Origin of the sequence: Pseudomonas sp. p106, assembly GCF_003936645.1 — a bacterium.
In the GTDB taxonomy this organism is placed as follows: domain Bacteria; phylum Pseudomonadota; class Gammaproteobacteria; order Pseudomonadales; family Pseudomonadaceae; genus Aquipseudomonas; species Aquipseudomonas putida_E.
Genome location: NZ_RHQR01000022.1, coordinates 72,580 through 95,092, shown reverse-complemented (window position 1 = coordinate 95,092; position 22,513 = coordinate 72,580). Strand labels below are relative to the sequence as shown.

The following is a 22,513-nucleotide window of genomic DNA, read 5'->3' as shown; positions in this document are numbered from 1 at the left end:
CACCACCACCACCACCACCACCATCCTTCGCATACGCATTCGAAGTATTGCCGATAGTGTCAGGCACCAATACCGCCGAAGCCGACAACACAGCCCCGATGGCCAAAGCCAACAAGCATTTCCTGAGCATGATGATCCTCCGCTTGGAGTTGCACAGATTGCTTGCGGCAACCTGTGTTTTGCGGCCCCCCATGGGGCGACCTGCCAAACCAGCGCGACCATCCATCAGCAGCGGTGAACGTGATCCTTCAGGGCCTGCTGGCCTAATGTTGCAGAATGTTTCTCAAGTAGTGAGCGTAGCCGGCTGCCGGGCTTCTTGCCCGCGATCCATCCAAATGCTAAACGCCAGAATGGGCGTAACACCAAGGCTGCAAGGCCTCGGTAACGGCCGTCTCGCCGGGGACCGAATCGGTGCCTAGGTGGGGGTGCATGGCCGCTACTGTCCATTGCGCTTTACGCTTGACCGAAGAAGTGCCGTGGTTGACGATCGGCTCTTCCCGGAAAAGGACTACAGCATGCTACGGATATTGGGCAGGGATTCTTCCATCAATGTGCGCAAGGTCCTCTGGGCCTGCATCGAGTTCGATATTCCCTTCGAGCGCGAAGACTGGGGCGCAGGCTTCCAGCCCACCGACACGCCCGCCTTCCTGGCCCTGAACCCCAACGCCATGGTCCCAGTGATTCAGGACGGCGACTTCACGCTGTGGGAATCCAACACCATCATCCGCTACCTGGCCACGCGTTATGGCGATGCACTGGTGTACCCCACCGAGGCCACGGCCAGGGCCAGGGTGGATCAATGGATCGACTGGCAGGCCTCGGACCTGAACCGCTCGTGGAGCTATGCGTTCATGTCGCTGGTGCGTCACTCACCCGCGCACCAGGATGCCCAGGCGCTGGCCGCCGGCTGCGCAGACTGGTCGCGCCATATGCGAATCCTCGAGCAGCAGTTGGCTGCGACCGGTGCTTATGTGGCCGGTGACAGCTTTACGCTGGCCGATATCCCCATCGGGCTTTCGGTCAATCGCTGGTTCGAAACGCCCTTCGAGCACCCTCACCTGCCGGCGGTGCGGGATTACTACCAACGGTTGAGCGAGCGTGCAGGCTTCCTGGCCCATGGGCGCAACGGGATGGCGTAGGGGTAGCGTCAACCACGAGGGCCAGGCCGGCGTAACGGCTGAAGCTCGACAGGCACCGGCTTCGCCGGTGAGCGCCGGCAAGCCGGCACACACACGAGGTACGGCGCCGGCCATAAGGCATGGCATCCAACCCGTTTCACCACCTTGCGGGGCACTGGCTTATCCAATTTCTACAGCTGACGCCACTCCTGTAGGAGCCGGCTTGCCGGCGATCACCGGCAAAGCCGGTGCCATACACCGCAGCGCCTGCATCACCAGCAAGGGCGATGCTGCATTCTGCCGCAGGATATCGGACATACTTGCTTTGCCAGGCCGTGGTATGGCCGCAGACTGCGCAAAGCTGACAACACAGGATGCTGCTGCGCAGGGAACGTCTGCCCTGCTGCGCCCTCCCACAGTAATGCAGGGCGAACGGCGCGCTGCCCATTCATGTTTGGAGAACAGGCTCAGATGAAAAAGATCCTGATGGTGCTGACATCCCACGATCAGTTGGGCGATACCGGCAAAAAAACCGGCTTCTGGCTGGAGGAGTTCGCCGCACCTTACTACGTGTTCATCGACGCCAACGCAGACGTCACGCTCGCCTCGCCCAAAGGCGGGCAGCCGCCGCTGGACCCCAAGAGCGACGAGGACGATGCGCAAACCGATGCGACCCGGCGTTTTCGCAGTGACACCGAGGGGCAGATGGCATTGGCCGACACAGTACCGCTGAGCGAAATCGACCCTTACGACTTCGACGCCGTGTTTTATCCCGGTGGCCATGGGCCGCTGTGGGACCTGGCCGAGGACAAGGACTCCAAGACGCTGCTCGAAGCCTTCTATGCGTCCAACAAACCGATTGCCGCCGTGTGCCATGCGCCGGGTGTGTTCAAGAACGTCAACGCGCCAGACGGCCATCCTGTGGTCAAGGGCAAGAAAGTGACCGGGTTCGCCAACAGCGAGGAAGACGCGGTCGGGCTGACCGATGTAGTGCCATTTCTGGTCGAGGACATGCTCAAGCGCAATGGCGGTGAGTATTCCAAGGGCCCGGACTGGGCAAGCCATGTGGTCGAGGACGGGCACCTGATCACCGGGCAGAACCCGGCATCGTCCGAGGCGGTGGCCACGGCGCTGCTCAAGCGCCTGGCAAGCGAATAGGGCCGCTGCACCATGACGCTGAACGCACTCATCTGCGGCGCCAGCCAGGGCATCGGCCTGGCGCTTTGTGAACAGCTGCTGGCACGCGATGACGTGGCGCGGGTGTGGGCGGTGTCGCGCCAGGCCAGGGGCAGCGAAGCCCTGGCCGCGCTCGCCGCTGCACATGGCGAGCGCCTGGTGTGCATCGATTGCGACGCCCGCAACGAACAGTCCCTTGAAGCACTGGCCCGTGAGGTCGGCCGCACCTGCACGCACCTTGATCTGGTCATAAGCACCTTGGGCATTCTGCAGCGCGACGGTGCCAAGGCGGAAAAGGCCCTGGCCCAACTCGACCTGGCTGGCCTGCAGGCCAGCTTCGCGACCAACGCGTTCGCGCCGGTGCTGCTGCTCAAGCACCTGCTGGCGCTGCTGCGCAAGCAGCCCTGCACCTTTGCCGCACTGTCGGCCAGGGTCGGGTCCATCGGCGACAATCGCCTGGGCGGCTGGTACAGCTACCGCGCCAGCAAGGCCGCGTTGAACCAGTTACTGCATACGGCAAGCATCGAACTCAAACGCATCAACCCAGCTTCCACGGTGCTGGTGCTGCACCCCGGCACCACCGATACGCAGCTTTCCCAACCGTTTCAGGCCAATGTGCCCGCCGAGCAATTGTTTGAACCTGCGTTCGCGGCGCAGTGCATCCTGGAGCAGATTGGCCGGCTTGGGCCGGCGGACAGTGGCAGCTTCTGGGCGTGGGACGGTCAGCCGATCACCTGGTGATGTTGCCAAGGTTGAAGACAGTGACGGGTGCATGGCTCGGGTGTTCTGGCGCTCGATCCAGACAGCGCTGAAAACCCCGCCCCATGCACCTGACAGGGCACTGCTCAATCCGCGAAGTTGATCACCATCCGACCCTTGATCTTACCTGCCAGCATCTCTTCGAAAATGTCGTTGATGTCTTCGATCGGCCGCAGCGTCACCTTCGGCACCACCTTGCCTTGCGCGGCAAATTCAAAGGCTTCAGCCAGGTCCTGGCGGGTACCGACCAGTGACCCGACCACTTCGATGCCATCGAGCACCAGCCGCGGAATGTCCAGGCTCATGGCCTCCGGCGGCAGCCCGACAGCCACCAGCCGGCCACCGGCACGCAGCGCATCGACCGCAGAGTTGAACGCGCTTTTCGACACTGCCGTCACCACGGCCGCATGCGCGCCACCGGTTTGCGCCTGGATGACTTTGGCTACATCCTCACTGCGCGCATTGACCACCAGGTCGGCGCCCATCTCACGGGCGAACGCCAGCTGTTCATCATTCACATCGATCGCGATGACCCGGGCGTTGAACACATTCTTCGCATACTGCAGGGCCAGGTTGCCCAGCCCGCCGAGGCCATAAACCGCAATCCACTGCCCAGGGCGGATGTTGGACGATTTCACCGCTTTGTAGGTGGTCACACCAGCGCAGGTGATGCTACTGGCGGCAGCCGAGTCGAGCCCGTCGGGCACCTTTACCGCGTAGTCGGCCACCACGATGCACGCCTCGGCCATGCCGCCGTCGACGGTATAGCCCGAGTTCTTCACCTCACGGCACAGCGTTTCGTTACCGCTGTTGCAGTACTCGCAGTGCCCACAGCCCTGGAAGAACCACGCCACGCTGGCCCGGTCGCCCGGCTTGAGCGAAGTGACGCCCGGCCCTACCTCCACCACCACGCCAATCCCTTCGTGGCCGAGGATCACACCGGTCTTGTCACCGAAATCGCCATTTTTGACGTGCAGGTCGGTGTGGCACACGCCACAGCACTGCATCTTCAGCAACGCTTCACCGTGCGCAAGCGAGCGCAGTTTTTTTTCCACCACCTCCACACGGCGCCCTTTTGCAACAACTGCAGCTTTCATGAATGCCTCCTTGATTACCTGAGTGAGCTTGAGTTGAAGGGTTCAGCATAGTGGTGGTTTGGCCGCAGGACTTGCTGCAGGTCAGGGTCTGTGACGGTAGGTGCCCGGGTTTGCTAGGATTCGAGCCTAGCCTGCTGACAAGGCGCCCCTGCACCATCACCAGGAAGCCCGCCATGCCCTACCCCATCGAACAGAAACTCGTCGTCGGCGTCGCCTCCAGTGCACTGTTCGACCTGACCGTCTCGGACGATATCTACCAGACAGATGGCGTGGAAGCCTACCGCCTGCACCAGGAAGCCAACCTCGACGTACCCTTCCCCAAAGGCGTGGCATTCCCCTTCATCCGCCGCTTCCTGAGCATCAACAAGGCCTTCCCCGAGCAGTTGCCGGTAGAAGTGGTGCTGCTGTCGCGCAACTCACCCGAAACCGGCCTGCGGGTGTTCCGCTCCACCGCCCATTACGGCCTGGACATCACCCGTGCCGCATTCATGTCCGGCCGCTCGCCCTACGAATACATCCCCGCCTTCAACGCCTCGCTGTTTCTCAGCGCCCACGAAGGTGACGTGCAGCGTGCCATCGACGCCGACTACCCCGCCGGCCTGGTGCTGCCGAGCAAGATCTATGATGACGAGATTGACACCGAATTGCGGGTGGCCTTCGACTTCGATGGGGTGATTGCCGATGACGAAGCGGAGAGCGTGTACAAAGAGCGCCAGGACCTGAATGAATTCCAGGCACATGAACATGCGCACAAGGCCATTCCGCACCAGCCGGGGCCGTTGGCGGACCTGTATCGCAAGCTTTCGCTGATTCGCACGCTCGAAGATCAGAAGCTGGTGCAGGACCCGGCATACAAACGCATCCTGCGTATCGCCATCGTCACCGCGCGCAATGCCCCGTCACATGAACGGGTGGTGACGACCTTGAAGGACTGGGGTGTTTCACCGGATGAATCGTTCTTTCTTGGGGGAATGGAGAAGAGCCGCGTGCTGTCGATTCTCAAACCACACATGTTCTTCGATGACCAGCGCAGCCATCTGATGTCGGCGGCAGGGGACTTGCCGATGGTGCATGTGCCGTTTGGGGTAGCCAACAAAACGCTAGAGCGGCGCCCGAGCGAGGTGGTCAACACGACCACGGCACGCTTGAAGATGGGTTGAAAGCGCCGCTTCAGCCACTTCAATCGAACGCCCCGTTCACCACCTCATAAATGATCCCCGTCGCGACAGCTACCAGGATCAGGTCAACCCCGGCCTGCATCCACTCGTATCCGTCGTAATGCGGCAACTGCCCAAGCAGCCGGCCATCGAGCTTCTTGGCGATACCAGGCGGCAGCGGCTTGCCCCGCGCCAGGTTTTTCTGGATGCCCGGCGGTAATGCGGGGCCCGGGCTCCAATAGCTGCGGTGGCCACCCAGAATGCCCAGCACATCCCCCCGGTCGATCGACGGCCCGCCATGCCAGTCACTGCCACCCGAGCCACCCTTTTTGCCGCCAGCGTTGCCTTGCCCTTGGGCATGCGGGGCCTGCCCCTTGCCTTGCCCATGCCCCTTATCGTTGCCATTACCGTTGCCTTTGCCGTTACCCGGGTCGGCGAGCGCAGCGCCCGACGCCGCGAGCAATGCCACTGACGTTACAGCGGCAATCAGAGCGTTCAACTTGGCCATGAGAGCATCCTTTGCGGTGTAGAGGTTTGTTGAAATGTAGACGACATTGCAATCATCGACAGCAGGCCAGCGCGCCTGGCAGGCTCAGCACATGGCGCCTACAACGTGGTAGGCATGCCGCGCCGGTCCAGCTCGAACACCTTGGTACGCTGCAGGCAATCGCGCAACCACAGGGCAGCCCTGCCCGGCCGGCGCTGCTGATGCCACAGCAGGTCGACGCCGACCAGCCAGTCGGTGTGCGGATAGGCCTGCAGCTGCAACTCGATCAGTTCACCGGCACCCAGCTCCCGCTGCACCAGCTGCCGTGGCAGGGTCGCCCAACCCAGGCCACCGCGCACCATTTCCACCAGCGCCAGGTAGCTCTCGGCCTGCCAGAGCTGCGCGGTACGCAGGTATTCGCTGCTGGGCAGCTTTTGCGCGTGGGCGAAGAAGGCCAGACGGCGGTGGGCGTGCAGGTCGGCGAAGGTGCAGGTTTGCAGTTGCGCCAGCGGGTGGGTGGCGTGGCAGACATGAGCCATGATCAGTTTGCCCAGCTGCTGGAAGGCCAATGCAGGCGGGTAGCCCGGCTGGGAAAAAGCGATGCCAAGGTCTGCCTCACCCTTAAGCACCATTTCGCTGACATCGCCGTGCACCGGGTGGCGAATCAGCAAGTCGACGAAGGGGAACGCCTGATCGAACGCTTTGAACACCGGGATCAGTGACCCATACGGCACCTCGATGGCGAGCGTGAGCGCAGGCTCGGCCTGCTGCGCCAGGTTGTCGGCGCTGCCCTCCAGGGCATAGCAACGCTCAAGGATGCCCTCGGCCCGTAGCAGCAGTTTATGCCCGGCGGCGGTCAATGCCGGAATGCGGCTGCTGCGGTCGAACAACTCCACGCCCAGGTCGGTTTCCAGGTTGCTGATTGCAGCGCTGACGGTGGACTGGGTACGCCCCAGGCGCCGCGCCGCTGCCGAAAACGAGCCCGCCTGTACTGCGGCGACGAACACCTGCAATTGCTCCAGCGAAAAGCGCATCCCAACCCCCTGCCCTGCCACATGATCCATCGATGCTAACGATGGTTACTCATTTGTTCCATCGTTCATTTCGCCGGATCATCGGCCTCGACCACGCTTGCAGCTGCCCTGTTCAAACCTGCGCTGCGTGTCACTCCAGGCGCCGAAAACAACGAAAAGAGCCGCACCTTCAGGAGATTCACGCCATGAGCCCAAGCAAGGTCCACGCTGTAGACGAAGTATTACCGCTGCGGCAACTGTTCACCTTTGGCCTGCAGCACGTGCTGGTGATGTATGCCGGCGCGGTCGCGGTGCCACTCATCCTCGGCAGCGCACTGGGCCTGACCCAGGCGCAGGTCGTGACGCTGATCAACGCCAACCTGTTCACCTCGGGCATCGCCACACTGATCCAGACCCTCGGGTTCTGGCGCTTCGGGGCACGCCTGCCGTTGATCCAGGGCTGCTCGTTCATCGCGCTGGCACCGATGATCATGATCGGCAAGCAGTACGGCCTGCAGGAGGTGTTTGGCGCCGTGATTGCCGCCGGCGCCATCACCATTGGCCTCGCGCCACTGTTCAGCCGGCTGCTGCGCTTTTTCCCGCCGGTGGTGATCGGCAGCCTGATCACCATCATCGGTATCTCGCTGATGCCCGCAGCGGCCATCTGGCTGGGTGGCGGCGACCCGGGGGCGCCGGACTTCGGCAACCCCGCCAACCTGCTGCTGGGCATGGCGACGGTCGCCATCACGCTGCTGGTGTATGCGCGCTTTTCGGGCTTTATCGGCAACCTCAGCGTGCTGATCGGCCTGCTGTGCGGCAGCCTGCTGGCCGCAGCCTTTGGCATGACGCACTTCGGCAAGGTCAGCGAAGCCGCCTGGTTCGAGCTGAGCCCACCCATGGCCTTCGGTGCGCCGCAGTTCTCCACTACGCCAATCCTCATCATGGTGCTGGCGATGCTGGTGATCATGGCCGAGACCACGGGTAACTGCCTGGCCATCGGCAAACTGGTCGGCAAGCCCACAGATACCAGCACACTAGGCAACGCTTTCCGGGCAGACGGCCTGTCGACGATGCTCGGCGGGCTGTTCAACAGTTTCCCGTACAACGCCTTCACCCAGAACACCGGGCTGATCGCGCTTTCCAACGTCAAGAGCCGCTTCGTGGTCGCCGCTGCCGGCGCAATCATGGTGTTGATGGGGCTGTTTCCGAAACTGGGCGCGCTGATCGCCGCCGTGCCCACGCCGGTGCTGGGCGGGTGCGCCATCGTCATGTTCGGCATGACCACGGTGGCCGGTATCCAGGCGCTCTCACGCGTGCCTTTCGAAGGTACCCGCAACGGCATCATCGTCGCCGTTTCGATCAGCATCGGCGTGTTGCCAATGTCGTTCCCGGCGCTTTTCCATCACCTGAGCGGCCCGCTCAAGCTGGTGCTGGAGAGCGGCATTTTCCTCGGCGCGATCACGGCGATCACGCTCAACCTGCTGCTCAACAACGACAAGACCACAGACCCCGACCACGCCGATGCCAGCGTGGCCAAGTGAGCCCTTTTACCCCTGCCTATTCCCAGGAGCATCCATGACCACTCCCTACACGCCAGCTGCCACCGACCTGTCCGCCCTCGACCTGGACCTGCTACGCCAGTCAATGCGCCTGGCAGAGCAGTCCAAAGCACGCGGTCGCCACCCCTTCGCGGCCATCGTCGCCGATGCCGAAGGCCGGGTGATCGCCAGCGCCGGCAACAACTCCATGCCGCCCGAAGGCGACCCCACCCAACACGCCGAACTGGTCGCTGCGGCCCTGGCAGCCAAGGCCCTGCCGCCCGAAGCACTGGCCAACTGCACGCTCTACACCAGCGCCGAACCCTGCTGCATGTGCGCCGGTGCCGTGTACTGGACCGGTATTGGCCGGGTGGTGTATGCGCTGTCGGAACATACGCTGCTCGGGCTGACCGGGGACCACCCGGAAAATCCGACGTTTTCCTTGCCGTGCCGTGAGGTGTTCGCCCGTGGTCAGCGTGATGTGATCGTGCACGGCCCGCTGTTGGAGGACGAAGCAGCGGCTGCGCACAAGGGGTTCTGGAAATGAGCATGGCCGCACACTGAGCCCAAGAAGTGCCAGGCAGGGTCACCGAACTGCCTGGCACCTTGAACCGCCTGCAGGCAGCTTACTGCGGTTGGCGATTACGTTTGGCCAGCAATGCCCGTGCGGCCACAGCAGCCACCACCAGGCCTGGTGAAGCCGCCAGCAGCACCCCGCCTACGCCCGTCCCTGCGGCCAGGATCTGCCCCGCCGCCAACGGCCCGGCCATCGAACCCAAGCGCCCGATGGCAACCGAAGCGCCCACCCCAGTGGCCCGCACCTGGGTCGAATACAGCGTCGGCGCCAGTGCATACAGCACCAGTTGGCCGCCGATGGCGCAGTAGCCGGCAATGAACCCGGCCACGAGCATGAAGGCAAAGCTCGTCGACAGGCCCAACCCAGCCAGCGCCGCCAGCATGCCGATGTACGCAATGAACACTGCGCGGCGGGCGTGGCCCTTGTCCATCATCCGCCCGGTCAGGAACGAGCCCGCCGCACCGCCGAGGTTGAACAGGATCTGTACCGTGCCTGCCTGTGGGCGGCTGAAACCTTGCCCGATCAACAACGACGGCAACCAGTTGAGCAGCATGTACAACACGGTCAGGGTAAAGAAGCACGCCACCCACAGCAGCAGGGTGCGGCTTGCATGCCCCGGCCCGAACAGCTGGGCCAGCATGCCTTGGCCGGCAACCTTCTCACCGGTTTGGGCACGAAACGCCTGGGACTCTTTCAGCCATACCACCAGCACCAGGGCGATGACGATCGGTGCGATACCACCCACGTAGAACACCACACGCCAGTCTTCGCCCAACGGCGCCATGCCGATGATCGAAGCGATGGCGCCGCCCAGGGGCACGCCACAATACGTGATGCTCACGGCGGTGCTGCGCAGCCGCTCGGGCGCCGCTTCACTGGCCAGGGCGATCAGGATGGGCAACGCGGCACCCAGGCCCAGGCCCGTCATCAGTCGAGCGACCAGCAGCGAGGCGTAGCTGTCGGCCAGGGCGGTACCGAGCGAAAAGCCGCCGAACAACAGCACCGCCACGATGAGGATGTTCTTGCGGCCCAGCCGGTCAGCGAGCCAACCGCCGATGAATGCACCGGGCAGCAACCCCAGCAGCCCTGCACTGAACACCCAGCCAAGCATCGCCGGTGTCAGTGCAAACGCCTTGGCCATGTGCGGTGCGGCGATGCCGGTAGCCTGAAGGTCGAGGCCTTCGAGCAGTGCCACGAGAAAACACAGGCCGATGGTGAGCACCGGCTTGCTTGAAGATGAGGATGAATCACGCATGGGTAGGCCCTTTTGTTGTTATGCGTTGGGTTGGGATCAAAGCCTGAACGTGGCACGTAACGAGATGAACGAAGAATCTTCCCCACCGGCGTCCTTGATGGCGGAACTGACGTCGTAGTACTTCAGGTCGACGTCCAGGGTCAGGTTGGGTGTTGCCAGCCAACGGGTGTTGGCACGGTAGATGGTGCCCACATGGCGCCCGGTACCACGGGTATTGGCCAGCAGGCTCATGCCAGGCATGTACACACCGTCTTCTGCACGCTGCTTCCACACTTCGAAGACGCCCGGTTCGAAGCGCAAGGTACGCCAAGGTGAAAAGCCGAACGTCGGCCCCACCACGATGATGTTGCTCAAGGTGGTCAGGCTGGCCTCGCCATAAACGCCGTTGCGCGGGAACAGCGGGTCGAAGGTGTTGACCTTGCCATCGCCCAGCTCGCGGTCACCGCTGGCGGCGTCGATGCGCATGCCCAGCCGAGGCTGCCAGGCGTGCGCGAAGGTGTAGCCGGTATCGCTGGACAGCGCCCAGGCACGGATCGAGGCGTTGCCCAGGTGCCCGGTCTGCCCGGCCAGGTTCCAGCTCCAGTCCAGCGCCTGCTGGCGGCCAAACACCCGCGTGCCGAAGGTATAGCGTTGCTCGTCGCCCGCTTCACCGGCCAGGCTGCGGTCATCGGTTTCAAGGCCGAAGGCGAACAGGTCGATGTTCCAGGCCGCCGTCAGCGGCAAGGTGCCATACAGGCCATAGAACTTGACTGCATTGTTGCTGCCATCGTCCCAGCTGTCCTCGCCGGTCTTGAGCGGCCGAAACGCGAAGGCGTCGAGCTTGCGGCCGTCCTTGAGGTTGAGGCTGGCGCGCACGCCGTCGAAGCTCAGGCGGATGTTGGGCGAGTCCCGGTAGGTGACCCAAGCCTGGTCGCCAAGCCCCATCTCCTGGCGGCCGATGCGGGTGGTGTAACGCCCCTGGGCAAAATCATGGTTGAAATCGACGAAGGCCTGGCGCACTTCATTGCGGCTTTCATCATTTGGGGAGTACAGGTCCTTGCCGAAAGCCCGGGTGTTCTCCACCTGGACGAAGGTGCGCACAGCATCATCGAACAGATGCAGGTCGGCGTGCGCCTGCAAGCGCTGCATCAAATAGGAGTCGTCGTTCAACCCGCGCAAGCCGAAAAAAGGCTTGTTGAATACATCGGCCCGGTAACGGGCTTCGGCCCCCAGCTGCAGCCAGGCCGACTCGGACAAGCGATGGTAGCGCACCCCATCGAATGGGTCGCTGGCCTTGGCCGGGGCATCCAGGAACCGATAGTCCTCGACCCAGCGAGGCGCGCCGGGCCGGCCTGGCCGGCTCTGTTCAAGCGGACTGGCCGCCTGCACGCATTGGCCTATCGAAAGCAGTACAACGGGCACCCACCACCGGTTCAACGGCCTGGTCATCAGAATTTCCCTTTACTTGTTTTTATGAAATTGGATAACTCTGTTAACGATTATTTTTGTTAACCATCTTGCCGTCAATAGGGCGAGTGAAACTACCTGATATCAGGCAGATCCAGCGTTCGTTTATCGAACGTTTTTTTCACAGGCGCCTGCGCAGCCGCACAAATGGCCGTTACCATGGACGTTGCGGGCTCTCTACCTTGCGGGCACGCCGCCACGACTCTAATCAAAACAAAAAGAGCATCCTCATGAACTGCCTCAAACCTCTTGCCGCTCTCGGCTTGCTCATGCTCGGCGCAAGCCAGGCCATGGCCACGCCAACCGTTAAACAACCAAACATTCTGCTGATTGTTGCTGACGACCTTGGCTTCTCGGACCTATCGGCCCTGGGCAGCGAAATCCAGACGCCCAACCTGGACAAACTGCTGACCGACGGCCGCCTGATGCTGGACTTCCATGCCGCGCCAAGCTGCTCCCCTACCCGCGCCATGCTGATGTCTGGCAACGACCCGCACCTGGCCGGGCTGGGCATGATGGCCGAAGCACGCAAACGCTTGCCGGCCGGCGCTCAGGTGCGCGCCGGTTACGAAGGGGTCCTGGGCAGCAATGTCGCCACCCTGGCAGAACTGCTGCACGATGCTGGCTACCGCACCTACATCTCCGGCAAATGGCACCTGGGCATGCAGCCCGCGCAGCAGCCCCAGAACCGTGGTTTCGACCAGGCCTACGTGCTGCTCGAAGGGGGCGCCGCGCATTTCAAGCAGGCCAACATGGCGCTGCAGCCCAACTACAGCTCGACCTTCCGCCACAATGGCGAGCCCATCGAACTGCCCGACGACTTCTACTCCACGACCTGGTTCACCGACCGCCTCATCGCCGCCATCGACGACGGCAAGGCCAGCAACAAACCCTTCTTTGCCTTTGCCGCCTACACCGCGCCGCACTGGCCCTTGCAGGCACCGGATGAATACCTGGCGCAATACCGCGGCCGCTACGACCAAGGCTATGAGGTGATTGCCCGCGAGCGCCTGGCGCGTCAGCGCAAGGCCGGGCTGGTGCCAGCGGACTTCCCGCTGGAGCCGCAACTGGAGGGCGTACCGGGCTGGGCATCGCTGACAAAACAGCAGCAACAGCAATCGGCGCGCACCATGGAGGTCTACGCGGCCATGGTGGCGGCCCTGGATGCCGAGGTCGGGCGCCTGGTCGATCACCTGCGCAAAACCGGTGAACTGGACAACACACTGGTGCTGTTCATGTCCGACAACGGGCCGGAAAATGCCACCCGCGTCGACCCCAACTGGATCAAGGAAAACTTCGATACCCGCCTGGCCAACTACGGGCGGCGTGATTCGTTCCTGATGATCGGCTCGGCCTGGGCCCAGGTCAGCGCCCTGCCCAGCCGCCGCTACAAGATGACCACCTACCAGGGCGGCATCCGCGTGCCCGCCTTCGTTTACCACCCGGCCACCATCAAGGCCGGACGCAGCGATGAGCTGGCCAGTGTCCGGGACATCATGCCGACGCTGCTGCAACTGGCCGGCGCGCCGATGCCCGGCATCAACTACCGCGACCGCGCCATCGTTCCGCCGCAGGGCACCTCGGCGCTGGACTACCTGCAAGGCAAGGACACCCGGATCCACGCCCATGACGAGGCCCTGGGCTGGGAAATCAACGGCAGTGCCTCGCTGCGCAAAGGGCCGATGAAACTGCTGTGGGATGCTACCGATGGCACCCCGGCCTGGCACCTGTACGACCTGAGCAACGACCCTGGCGAGCACCATGACATCGCAGCCGCACACCCCCGGCAGGTGAGCGACCTGCTGCGCGACTGGAAGGCCTATGCCCAACGCAGCAATATCGCCATCGACGCTGACGGGCGCCCGGCAAGCCCCGCCCTGCCCCTGGCCAGCAAGCCATGATTGCGCGGGTAGCCGGTTGCGCGTTGGTCGCCGCCGGCTTACTCGCCGTGGCCTACGGCGCCTGGCCACAAGCCCCGGCGCCGGTACTGCTGTGCGAGGGCTACAGCGGCTTGCCCGCCAGGCACGATGGCATGGTGCACGTGCCGGGCGGCGCGTTCACCTTCGGTTCCGACCGTTTCTACGATGAAGAAGGCCCGCCACACGCGGCAAAGGTGTCGGGCTTCTGGGTCGACCGGCACCCGGTCACCAACGCCCAGTTCGCCCGGTTCGTGGCAGTTACCGGTTACCTTACCCAGGCTGAACGGGGCATCAGCGCCGAGGTGGACCCCACCCTGCCCGACACGCTGCGCGTGCCGGGCGCAATGGTGTTCCAGCAAGGGCCGAACGTGCTCGCCCCCGGCTGGCAGTTTGTGCCAGGGGCCAGCTGGCGCCACCCGCAGGGCCCTGGCAGTGACCTGGCAGGGCTTGAAAACCACCCGGTGGTGCAAGTGACACTGGAAGATGCCCAGGCCTACGCGCGCTGGGCTGGCCGTGCCCTGCCCAGCGAAGCGCAACTGGAATACGCCATGCGTGGCGGGCTGGAAGATGCCGACTTCAGTTGGGGCAAGACTGAGCTGCCCAAGGGCAAGCTGATGGCCAACACCTGGCAGGGCCAGTTCCCCTACAACAACATGGCCGCTGACGGCTTCACCGGTACCTCACCGGTGGGCTGCTTCCCGGCCAACCGGTTCGGCGTGTTCGATGCGGGGGGCAATGTCTGGGAGCTGACCCGCACGGGTTATCGCCCGGGCCACGATGCGCAACGCGACGCGGCCTTGGACCCGCCCGGCCCCGCCTTGAGCGAAAGCTACGACCCCGCCGAGCCGGGCATACCGGTGGCGGTGATCAAAGGCGGCTCGCACCTGTGCTCGGCAGACCTGTGCATGCGTTACCGGCCCTCGGCGCGCCAGCCTCAGCCGGCCTTTATCGCGACCTCGCACGTGGGGTTCAGAACGGTTCGCCAATGAACGGCAATGGGCAGGCGGCCGCCTCGATGGCTGCCACCTGCCGGTCGAAGTCTGGCAGCAGATAGTTGAAAAAGAAGGTGGCGCTTTCGTGCTTCTCGCGCCGTAGCGGCGCTTCGGCCGGCAACGCCTCGAGGCAGCGAACGGTGCGGGCCCAGGCAAAAGCCTGCAGTGCCGTGGCGCACAACTGCAGGAACGCCCCGGCCGCGCGGTAGGGGTATTCCGGGCCGTGCGCAGCACTGCGCTCGACCTCGGCAACCACCCCTTGCAACCGGTCGCAGACCGTACCGAGCGCCTCGGCAGCGCCGCCCTGGCCGGCCCCGGCCTCGGCACGCAGCTCGCCCAGCAGCAGCGCAAAGCCTTCACCGCCATCGCCCAGCACTTTGCGCAACAACAGGTCGTTGGCCTGAATTTCGTTGGTGCCTTCGTAGATCATCGCAATCCGGCTGTCGCGCAGCACCTGCTCGATGGGGAATTCGCAGGTGTAGCCATAGCCGCCAAACACCTGCAGCGCTTTGCTCGACAGGCTGAAACCGTAGTCGGTGAACGCCGCCTTGATGATCGGCGTCAGCAACGCCGCCAGTGTCGACGCTTTGGCACGCTGGGCAGGGTCACTAGAGGCGTCGGCCACATCCAGCCAGTGCGCCGTCCAGTATCCCAGGCTGCGCATGCCTTCGGTGCGCACCCGCAACTCCAGTAGCGTCAGGCGCATGGCGGGGTGCAGGTGGATGGGGTCGGCAGCGGCGCCCGGCGAATGCCCGGGTGCGCGCATCTGGCGACGCTCCAGTGCGTAGTCACGGGCCAGTTGCCAAGCCGCTTCGGCGTGCCCCAGCCCTTGCAGGCCGACGTGCAACCTGGCGGAATTCATCATCACGAACATGGCCGCCAGGCCACCGTGCGCCTGCCCCACCAGCCAGCCCTTGGCCCCCTCGAAGCGCAGCGCACAGGTGGCGCTGCCGCGAATGCCCATTTTGTGCTCCAGGCCATCGCACTGCACCCCGTTGCCCACACCGCCCTCCAACCCGTTGGGCACCAGCAGCAATGACAGCCCACGGCTGCCTGCCGGTGCATCGGGCAAACGCGCCAGCACCAGGTGCAGGATGTCGCGGGTCAGGTCGTGGTCGCCCCCGGAAATGAACAGCTTGTTGCCGGTGACCGCGTAGCTGCCGTCGCCCAGCGGTTCGGCACGGCAGCGCAGCAAGGCAAGGTCACTGCCGGCCTGCGGCTCGGTCAGGCACATGGTGGGCAGGCTTGCGCCGCTGACGATGCCGGGCAGGTAACGCGCCTGCAATTGGGCACTGCCATGGGCCTTCAGGCACAGGTAAGCGCCATGGGCGATGCCGGTGTACATAGCCCAGCCATGGTTGCTGGCAAAGAGCATCTCCTGAACCGCCGCATCCAGCACCAACGGCAAGCCCTGGCCGCCGAACCGGGGCTCGCAGGCCAGCGCCGGCCAGCCGCCGTCCACGTAAGCCCGATAGGCCGCCGCAAAGCCGTCCGGTGTGCGCACCCTGCCCTGCTCCAGGTGGCAGCCCTGGCGGTCGCCCAGTGCATTCAACGGCGCCAGTGCCTGTTCGCTGAAGCGGGCGGCCTCCTGCAGCACCTGCAGGGCCAGTTCGAGATCGACGTCGGCGTAGGCCGGCAACTGCTGCCAGGCCTGCTCGGCCCTCAGCCAGTGCTCCAGCACGAATTGCATGTCCTGCAGGGGAGCCTTCCAAGCCATGGGAGTCCTCGGATTCAAGCCACGAAGTGGGGGTTTTCTATCAGCACCGCCATGCCTTGGCCGCCGCCGATGCAGGCCGCAGCGATGCCATAACGCAGGTTGCCCTGGCGCAACTGACGGGCCAGGGTGTGCACCAGACGCAGGCCGGTGGCAGCCAAGGGGTGGCCCAGGGCGATGGCGCCGCCATGCACGTTGAGTTTTTCCACATCCAGTTGCAGCGCCTGGGCCACTGCCAGTACCTGGGCGGCTTGCGCTTCGTTGATTTCGAAGCGGTCGATCTGCTCCAGGCGCAGGCCACTGCGTTCGAGCAGCAAGGCAATGGCCGGGGCCGGCCCGATGCCCATGGTGCTGGGGGGCACGCCCACGGCCGTGGCCATCAGCAAGCGTGCCAACGGTGGCTGGGTGCACGTGGAAAAACGCGTCACCAACGCCGCCGCCGCGCCATCGACCACTGCACAACTGTTGCCGGCGGTTTGCACGCCACCGGCGTGCACCGCACGCAGGCGGGCCAGCGCTGTGGCATCGGTCGGCCGCGGGTGGCTGTCGTGGCTGACGTGGGCCACGCCGCGTGGCAGTTCGATGCCACGTGGCAGGCAGCCTTCAGCGCTGAAAGCCTCTGCCGTGACCTCGACGATTTCCTCGTCGAACCAGCCCTGCTGCTGGGCTTGCAGCGCACGCTGATGGCTGCGCAGCGCCCAGGCATCCACGGTCTCTCGGCCAAGGCCATGCGCGCGTGCCAGGTTTTCTGCAGTACCGATCATGTCCACCCCGGCAGCCGGGTCGTACAGCGCCTCCCAGAGAAAATCCTTGAACCCTACCGGCGCGCCAAGGCGAAAGCCGCCACGGTGTTCATACGCCGCGATCGGGTTGCGCGACATCGACTCGGCGCCCACGCACAGCACCTGCTGCACACCACTGCGCAACTGCTCCCCGGCCTGGCGCAGCAACTCGAGACCGGTGCCGCAGATGCGCTGCACTGCCAGCGCGGGCACGGCTTGCGGCACCCCGCAGTACAGCCCGACATGGCGCGGCAGCAGGTACGCATCGAAACTGGCCTGGGCCATGCTGCCGGCCAGCACGCTGTCCACCGCCTGCGGGCTGATGCCGGCGCGCGCCAGCACCGCCCGCCCGGCCTTGATGCCCAGGTCGATCGGTGAAACCGCGGCGAGCGCACCGCCGAGGTCGACCCACGGCGTGCGCACCATCTGCACGATGGCCACATCGTCGAACGCGGTGCACAGCCCGGCGCTGCTCACGGGCGCGCCTGCGCGGGCAGCACGGTCGGGTCTTCGCCACGGTACAGCGCCTCTACCGTGTCAGCCCGGCGCTGCAACACCGCACGCTGGTTGATCGAACCTTTGTCGGTGATTTCCCCGGCGTCGATCGACGGCGGCTCTACCAGCAGTGACAACCATTCGATCCGGCTGGCGTTGCCCTGGGCGTCACGGTTCAGGCGCTCCAGCCAAGCGGCGAACCAGCTGCGCACCGCGTCGCTGCCGAGCACTTCGGCATCGCTGGCCGCAGCCGGTAGCCCGGCCAGTTGCCGGCATTCGGGCAGACGCGGGAACACCAGGATGCCCAGGCATTCGCGGTCCGGCGCAGCCACCACGATGTCCTGCACATAGGGTGAGCCTTCGAGCACCGCACGGTTACGCAGCGGCCCGACACTGACGAACACCCCCGACGACAACTTGAAGTCTTCGGCAATACGCCCATCGAACATCAGGCCCTGTTCGGGCTGCTGCGCATCGGCGAGCTTCAAGGCATCGCCCGAGCAGTAAAAGCCCTCGTCATCGAACGCCTCGGCCGTTTGCTGCGGCGAACGCCAGTAGCCGGGCATGATGTGCGGGCCGCGAAAGCGTGCCTCCAGCTTGCCGTCCAGCGGCACCAGCTTCACTTCGCACCCCGGGGCAGGCAAGCCCACATAGCCTGCCAGCGACAAAGGCCCGGTGGTGAACGTGCAGGATGGCGCCGCTTCGGTCATGCCAAGGCCGGCCATCATGCGGATGCGCTCGCCACAGTGCTGCTCGGCAATGCGGTCCAGGCGGTCCCACACGCTTTGTGAAAGCCCGGCGGCGGCGAAGAAGAACAGCTTCATGCGGGCAAAGAACACTTCACGCAACTGTGCGTCCTGCTCCAGCGCTTTGACCAGTTCTTCCCAGCCCTTGGGCACGGTCAGGTAGGCGGTGGGGGAAATCTCGCGCAGGTTGCGCAAGGTTTCGCCGAAGCCTTGCGGGGTGGGCTTGCCGGCGTCCAGGTAGAAGCTGCCGCCGTTGTACAGCACGATGCCCAGGTTGTGGCTGCCGCCGAAGGTGTGGTTCCACGGCAGCCAGTCCACCAGCACCGGCGGCTCTTCTGCGAACACCGGGAAGGTCTGCAACAGCATCTGCTGGTTGGCGCACAGCATGCGTTGGGTGGTGACGACCGCCTTGGGCAGCTTGGTGGAGCCGGAGGTGAAGAGGAACTTGGCGATGGTGTCGGGCCCGGTAGCGGCAAACGCCGCATCGGCTGGCGCAAGGTCGCCCGGCTGCAGCAGGCTGTCGAAGCTCAGGTGCCGGCGGCCGGCGGCCTGGCCGCGCACGCTCACCACCGCCACCGATGGGTCCAGCACGGCGTCGAAGGCACGCTGGAACGGCTGGGTGTCGGTGGCGAACACCAACCCCGGCGTCAGTACCTCGCACACATGCCGCAGCTTGGCAAAGTCCTGGGACAGTAGCGCGTAGGCCGGCGACACCGGGCAATACGGGATGCCGGCATACATGGCGCCCAAGGCGATCTGCAGGTGCTCGATATCGTTGCCGGAAAAAAGCGCCAGCGGCCGCTCGGCGCTCAGGCCAAAGCCCAGCAGGTTGGCGGCGATGGTACGTACCTGCACGAGCATCTGCGCGTAGGTGATTGTGCGCCAGGCACCGTCGGGCTGACGCGCGGCAATGAAGGTGGTGTCCGGGCGCTGTGCGGCCCAGTGCAGCAGCCGGTCAAGCAGGCGCACCGGCAGCGGCGCCAGGGGCTCGACGGCCTGCATGCGCAGGATGCCGTCGGCCTCGCTGAACTGCACCTGGGGATGCCCGATGGACACCTGCCGGTAGCGCGGGCTTTGACCAGGGGCGGTCGCCCCTGTGCGGGCTTGGTTATTCACGCAGGTTGCTCCTTGTTATTGTTGTACAGCCTGCCGCCGCCCGGCGGTGCGGGCGGCGGCCGATGGTGCGCGTTGCCTAGATGGGGTAATGCCTGGGGCCGTGCTGGAGGGTGACCCAGCGCAGCTGGGTGAATTGATCGATGGCGGTGCGGCTGCCGAAGCTGCCGTAGCCGCTGGCCTTGACTCCACCGAAGGGCATCTGCGCCTCGTCATGCACGGTCGGGCCGTTGATGTGGCAGATACCCGACTCTACACGCTGGGCCAAGGCCAGCGCACGGCTGGTGTCGCGGCTGAAGATGGCCGACGACAAGCCGAACTCGGAGTCGTTGGCCAGCGTCAGCAAGGCTTCATCGCCCTCGGCGCGCAGCACCACTGCCACTGGCCCGAAGGACTCTTCGTGGTACAGGCGCATGCTCGTGTCGACGCTGTCCAACAAGGTCGGTTGCAAAATGCTGCCGTCCAGCTGGCCACCGCACACCAGGCGTGCGCCCTTGGCCACGGCATCGTCGATCAGCGCCTTGATGCGCTCGCCGGCCGCACCGCTGACCAGCGAACCGAGCACCGACGTGCTGGCCTGCGGGTCACCTGCGCGCAGCCCGCCGACCTTGGCCGCCAGCTTGTCGACGAAGGTGTCGGCGATGCGGTTGTCGACCACCAGGCGCTCGGTGGACATGCAGATCTGGCCCTGGTTGAAGTAGGCCCCAAACGCTGCAGCTTCGACGGCGGCGTCCAGGTCGGCGTCATCGAGCACCAACAGCGGCGCCTTGCCGCCCAGTTCGAGCAAGGCAGGTTTCAGGTGCCGTGCAGCCAGCTCGCCGACAATGCGCCCCACCTGGGTGGAGCCGGTGAAATTGACGCGGCGCACCGCAGGGTTGGCGATCAGCCGCTCGACGATGGCGGGCGCATCGGCAGGGTCATTGCTGATCACATTGACCACGCCCTCGCCCAAGCCTGCATCGTGGAGCACCTGGCCGATCAACCGGTGCACCGCCGGGCTGACCTCGGAGGCCTTGAGCACTACGGTGTTGCCACAGGCCAGCGGCATGGCGATGGCCCGCGTGGCGAGGATCACCGGGGCATTCCACGGCGCGATGCCCAGCACCACACCGCACGGGGCGCGCAGGGCCATGGCGAAGCTGCCGGGCACATCCGAGGGGATGACCTCACCGGTAATCTGCGTGGTCATGGCCGCAGCTTCGCGCAACATGTTTGCGGCCAGCTTCACGTTGAAGCCATACCAGTTGGCCATGGCCCCGGTTTCGCCGGCCGCGGCGATGAACTCGGCAGCGCGCGCCTGCAGCAGGTCGGCGCCGGCCAGCAAGCGGCTGCGCCGCTCACCGGGCGCCAGCGCGGCCCAGGCCGGGAACGCTGCGCTGGCGGCGGCCACCGCAGCATCGGCATCGGCCAGCGTGGCGGCAGCGGCTTGCGACACCACCTGGCCGGTGACCGGGTTGCAGCGCTGGAAGGTTCGTCCATCGCTGGCGGGGCGCGACTGCCCGCCAATCAGCAAAGGCACCTGCAACATGCTCATCCCTCTTGTTGTGGTTGTAGAGAAATATCCGCAGGCTGTGGCCAGTGGCGGCACAGCCCGCCCCGGCCCTCAGCGTTTGTAAGCCTGCAGGCCCGGCTTGATGGACTTGTCGTCGAGGAACTGCTTCATGCCCTGCTCGCGACCGCCCTCGGTGTCCAGCAGGCGGGACTGGTCGAGTTTGGCGTAGAGGTAGTCTTCGTTCTGCTCCCAGGTCAGTTCGCGGCAACGCTTGAAGCCGTTCTTGGCTGCACGCAGCACCACCGGGTTCTTCTCCAGCAGGTTCAGCGCCAGCTCGCGGGTCGTCTCGCGCAGCTGGGCCAGCGGTACGCTCTCGTTGACCAGGCCCATCTCGGCGGCTTTGGCACCGCCGAAGGTCTTGCCAGTCATGATGTAGTACAGCGACTGGCGATGGCCAACGGTATCGGCCATCGCCTTGCTGACCAGGTTGCCGGGCGGGATGCCCCAGTTGATTTCCGACAGGCCGAAGGTGGCCTCGTCGGCGCAGATGGCCAGGTCGCAGGCCACCAGTGGGCTGAAACCGCCGCCGAAGCACCAGCCGTTGACCATGGCGATGGTCGGCTTGGCGTACATGCGCAGCAGCTTCCATTGCCATTGCGAGGCTTCACGGCGGATTTTTTCCTGAAGGATTTCGGGGCCGGCGTCGACCTCGCGGAAGTATTCCTTCAGGTCCATGCCTGCAGTCCACGACTCACCGGCCCCGGTCAGCACCAGCACGCCGGCGTCGGCGTCCTGCTCCAGGGTTTCCAGCACGTCGACCATTTCCCGGTTCAGGGTGGGGCTCATGGCATTGCGTTTTTCCGGGCGGTTGAGGGTTACCCAGGCGATGCCCGACTCCAGTTCGACCTTCACGGTGGTCCAGCGGCCTTCGTATTTGCTCATGGTTCTGCACTCTTGTTGTTCGAGGTGGTGACCATCAAACTAATCCGGCAAATTAGTTATGTCAATTAACTATTATGAAAATTATCTTTGCCTTCCAGCCGTTTGAGAAGCTTTTTAGCCTGAGCTTCACTAGCCGGATTGAGCCAGCGCAGGCAAACTGGGTAACTTTCTTACTCATGACACAGGAGCATGCAATCCGATGGCAAGGTCTGCCCGAACCGACGACACCGCTTCCCTGCCCACGCCCCCTGGCGACACGGTCCTTGAGGACCTGCTCGGTTACGCGTTGCGCCGCGCCCAGCTGAAGCTGTTCCAGCACCTGATCAGCCGGCTGGCGGCCTACGACCTGCGCCCGGCGCAGTTCTCTGCGCTGGCGATCATCGAGCAGAACCCGGGCCTGATGCAGGCGGACCTGGCGCGCGCCTTGGCGATCGAGCCGCCGCAGGTGGTGCCGCTGCTGAACAAACTGGAAGAGCGTGCGCTGGCCGTGCGAGTGCGGTGCAAGCCGGACAAGCGCTCTTACGGGATTTTCTTGAGCAAGTCGGGCGAAGCGATGCTCAAGGAGCTCAAACAGATCGCCAGCGACAGCGATCGGGAGGCTACTGGCAGCCTTGAAGAAGCCGAGCGCACAGAACTGCTGCGGCTGCTGACGAAAATTTACAAGGAATAGGGCCATTCATCCCCAATCCGCCAAA

19 protein-coding genes are annotated in these 22,513 nt (G+C 64.6%); 9 read left to right on the top strand and 10 right to left on the bottom strand.

Translation table 11 applies throughout. The annotated features are described in order from the left end of the window. The first annotated feature begins 515 nt into the window (after positions 1-515). The 3 genes from EGJ09_RS22595 to EGJ09_RS22585 all read left to right on the top strand — a co-directional run bounded on the left by EGJ09_RS22595 (position 516) and on the right by EGJ09_RS22585 (position 3,035). Entirely contained in the window at positions 516-1,139 is a 624-nt protein-coding gene (locus EGJ09_RS22595) for a glutathione S-transferase family protein (RefSeq protein WP_125924836.1), read from the top strand. A gap of 450 nt (positions 1,140-1,589) precedes the next feature. Further along, entirely contained in the window at positions 1,590-2,276 is a 687-nt protein-coding gene (locus EGJ09_RS22590) for a type 1 glutamine amidotransferase domain-containing protein (protein WP_012313957.1), read from the top strand. Between the two features lie 12 nt (positions 2,277-2,288). Then, on the top strand, positions 2,289-3,035 hold the full coding sequence (locus tag EGJ09_RS22585; protein WP_119688738.1) for an SDR family NAD(P)-dependent oxidoreductase: 747 nt from the start codon (positions 2,289-2,291) through the stop codon (positions 3,033-3,035). Between the two features lie 104 nt (positions 3,036-3,139). Here EGJ09_RS22585 and adhP read toward each other — a convergent pair whose 3' ends face one another. Beyond that, positions 3,140-4,150, bottom strand: coding sequence for an alcohol dehydrogenase AdhP (adhP, locus tag EGJ09_RS22580; protein ID WP_119688737.1), 1,011 nt, complete (start codon positions 4,148-4,150; stop codon positions 3,140-3,142). 173 nt (positions 4,151-4,323) lie between these two features. On the opposite strand from adhP, the gene EGJ09_RS22575 reads away from it, so the two are divergent. Then, positions 4,324-5,310: a 5'-nucleotidase gene (locus EGJ09_RS22575; protein ID WP_125924835.1), complete on the top strand. Its 987-nt coding sequence runs from the start codon at positions 4,324-4,326 to the stop codon at positions 5,308-5,310. 19 nt (positions 5,311-5,329) lie between these two features. Here EGJ09_RS22575 and EGJ09_RS22570 read toward each other — a convergent pair whose 3' ends face one another. Continuing rightward, positions 5,330-5,815 carry an anti-virulence regulator CigR family protein gene (locus tag EGJ09_RS22570; RefSeq protein WP_125924834.1) on the bottom strand — a complete coding sequence of 162 codons (486 nt, stop codon included), beginning with the start codon at positions 5,813-5,815 and terminating at the stop codon, positions 5,330-5,332. A gap of 98 nt (positions 5,816-5,913) precedes the next feature. Next, positions 5,914-6,828 carry a LysR family transcriptional regulator gene (locus EGJ09_RS22565; protein WP_125924833.1) on the bottom strand — a complete coding sequence of 305 codons (915 nt, stop codon included), beginning with the start codon at positions 6,826-6,828 and terminating at the stop codon, positions 5,914-5,916. A gap of 185 nt (positions 6,829-7,013) precedes the next feature. Here EGJ09_RS22565 and EGJ09_RS22560 point away from each other — a divergent pair, with 185 nt between their 5' ends. Together EGJ09_RS22560 and EGJ09_RS22555 are read left to right on the top strand one after the other, a co-directional pair. Then, entirely contained in the window at positions 7,014-8,348 is a 1,335-nt protein-coding gene (locus EGJ09_RS22560) for a nucleobase:cation symporter-2 family protein (protein ID WP_125924832.1), read from the top strand. A 34-nt stretch (positions 8,349-8,382) separates the two neighbouring features. Continuing rightward, positions 8,383-8,892, top strand: coding sequence for a nucleoside deaminase (locus EGJ09_RS22555; protein WP_012313945.1), 510 nt, complete (start codon positions 8,383-8,385; stop codon positions 8,890-8,892). Between the two features lie 79 nt (positions 8,893-8,971). On the opposite strand, the gene mhpT is transcribed toward EGJ09_RS22555, so the two are convergent. After that, positions 8,972-10,177: a 3-(3-hydroxy-phenyl)propionate transporter MhpT gene (mhpT, locus tag EGJ09_RS22550; protein WP_115275194.1), complete on the bottom strand. Its 1,206-nt coding sequence runs from the start codon at positions 10,175-10,177 to the stop codon at positions 8,972-8,974. Between the two features lie 36 nt (positions 10,178-10,213). Next, complete coding sequence (locus EGJ09_RS22545; RefSeq protein WP_125924831.1) at positions 10,214-11,605, bottom strand: alginate export family protein; 1,392 nt, start codon at positions 11,603-11,605, stop codon at positions 10,214-10,216. A gap of 248 nt (positions 11,606-11,853) precedes the next feature. On the opposite strand from EGJ09_RS22545, the gene EGJ09_RS22540 reads away from it, so the two are divergent. Together EGJ09_RS22540 and EGJ09_RS22535 are read left to right on the top strand one after the other, a co-directional pair. Continuing rightward, positions 11,854-13,524 (top strand): arylsulfatase, encoded by a 1,671-nt coding sequence (locus EGJ09_RS22540; protein WP_125924830.1) that lies wholly within the window; start codon positions 11,854-11,856, stop codon positions 13,522-13,524. Then, a complete protein-coding gene (locus EGJ09_RS22535; RefSeq protein WP_125924829.1) occupies positions 13,521-14,531 on the top strand; it encodes a formylglycine-generating enzyme family protein in 1,011 nt (336 codons plus the stop codon). The genes EGJ09_RS22540 and EGJ09_RS22535 overlap by 4 nt, the downstream gene beginning before the upstream one ends. On the opposite strand, the gene EGJ09_RS22530 is transcribed toward EGJ09_RS22535, so the two are convergent. The 5 genes from EGJ09_RS22530 to EGJ09_RS22510 form a co-directional block, all read right to left on the bottom strand. Beyond that, positions 14,512-16,251, bottom strand: coding sequence for an acyl-CoA dehydrogenase (locus EGJ09_RS22530; protein WP_125924828.1), 1,740 nt, complete (start codon positions 16,249-16,251; stop codon positions 14,512-14,514). The genes EGJ09_RS22535 and EGJ09_RS22530 overlap by 20 nt on opposite strands. A 14-nt stretch (positions 16,252-16,265) precedes the next feature. Then, the gene (locus EGJ09_RS22525) at positions 16,266-17,507 is read right to left on the bottom strand and encodes a thiolase family protein (protein ID WP_125924827.1); all 1,242 of its coding nucleotides are present in this window, start codon (positions 17,505-17,507) and stop codon (positions 16,266-16,268) included. Next, positions 17,504-19,387: a feruloyl-CoA synthase gene (locus EGJ09_RS22520; protein WP_125924826.1), complete on the bottom strand. Its 1,884-nt coding sequence runs from the start codon at positions 19,385-19,387 to the stop codon at positions 17,504-17,506. Before EGJ09_RS22520 ends, EGJ09_RS22525 begins: the two co-directional genes overlap by 4 nt. A 76-nt stretch (positions 19,388-19,463) precedes the next feature. Continuing rightward, positions 19,464-20,912, bottom strand: a complete 1,449-nt coding sequence (locus tag EGJ09_RS22515; RefSeq protein WP_125924825.1) for an aldehyde dehydrogenase — start codon at positions 20,910-20,912, stop codon at positions 19,464-19,466. Positions 20,913-20,987: 75 nt separating this feature from the next. After that, entirely contained in the window at positions 20,988-21,818 is an 831-nt protein-coding gene (locus EGJ09_RS22510; protein ID WP_046785643.1) for a p-hydroxycinnamoyl CoA hydratase/lyase, read from the bottom strand. Between the two features lie 199 nt (positions 21,819-22,017). On the opposite strand from EGJ09_RS22510, the gene EGJ09_RS22505 reads away from it, so the two are divergent. Next, positions 22,018-22,488 carry a MarR family winged helix-turn-helix transcriptional regulator gene (locus EGJ09_RS22505; protein ID WP_046785644.1) on the top strand — a complete coding sequence of 157 codons (471 nt, stop codon included), beginning with the start codon at positions 22,018-22,020 and terminating at the stop codon, positions 22,486-22,488. Positions 22,489-22,513 lie beyond the last annotated feature (25 nt).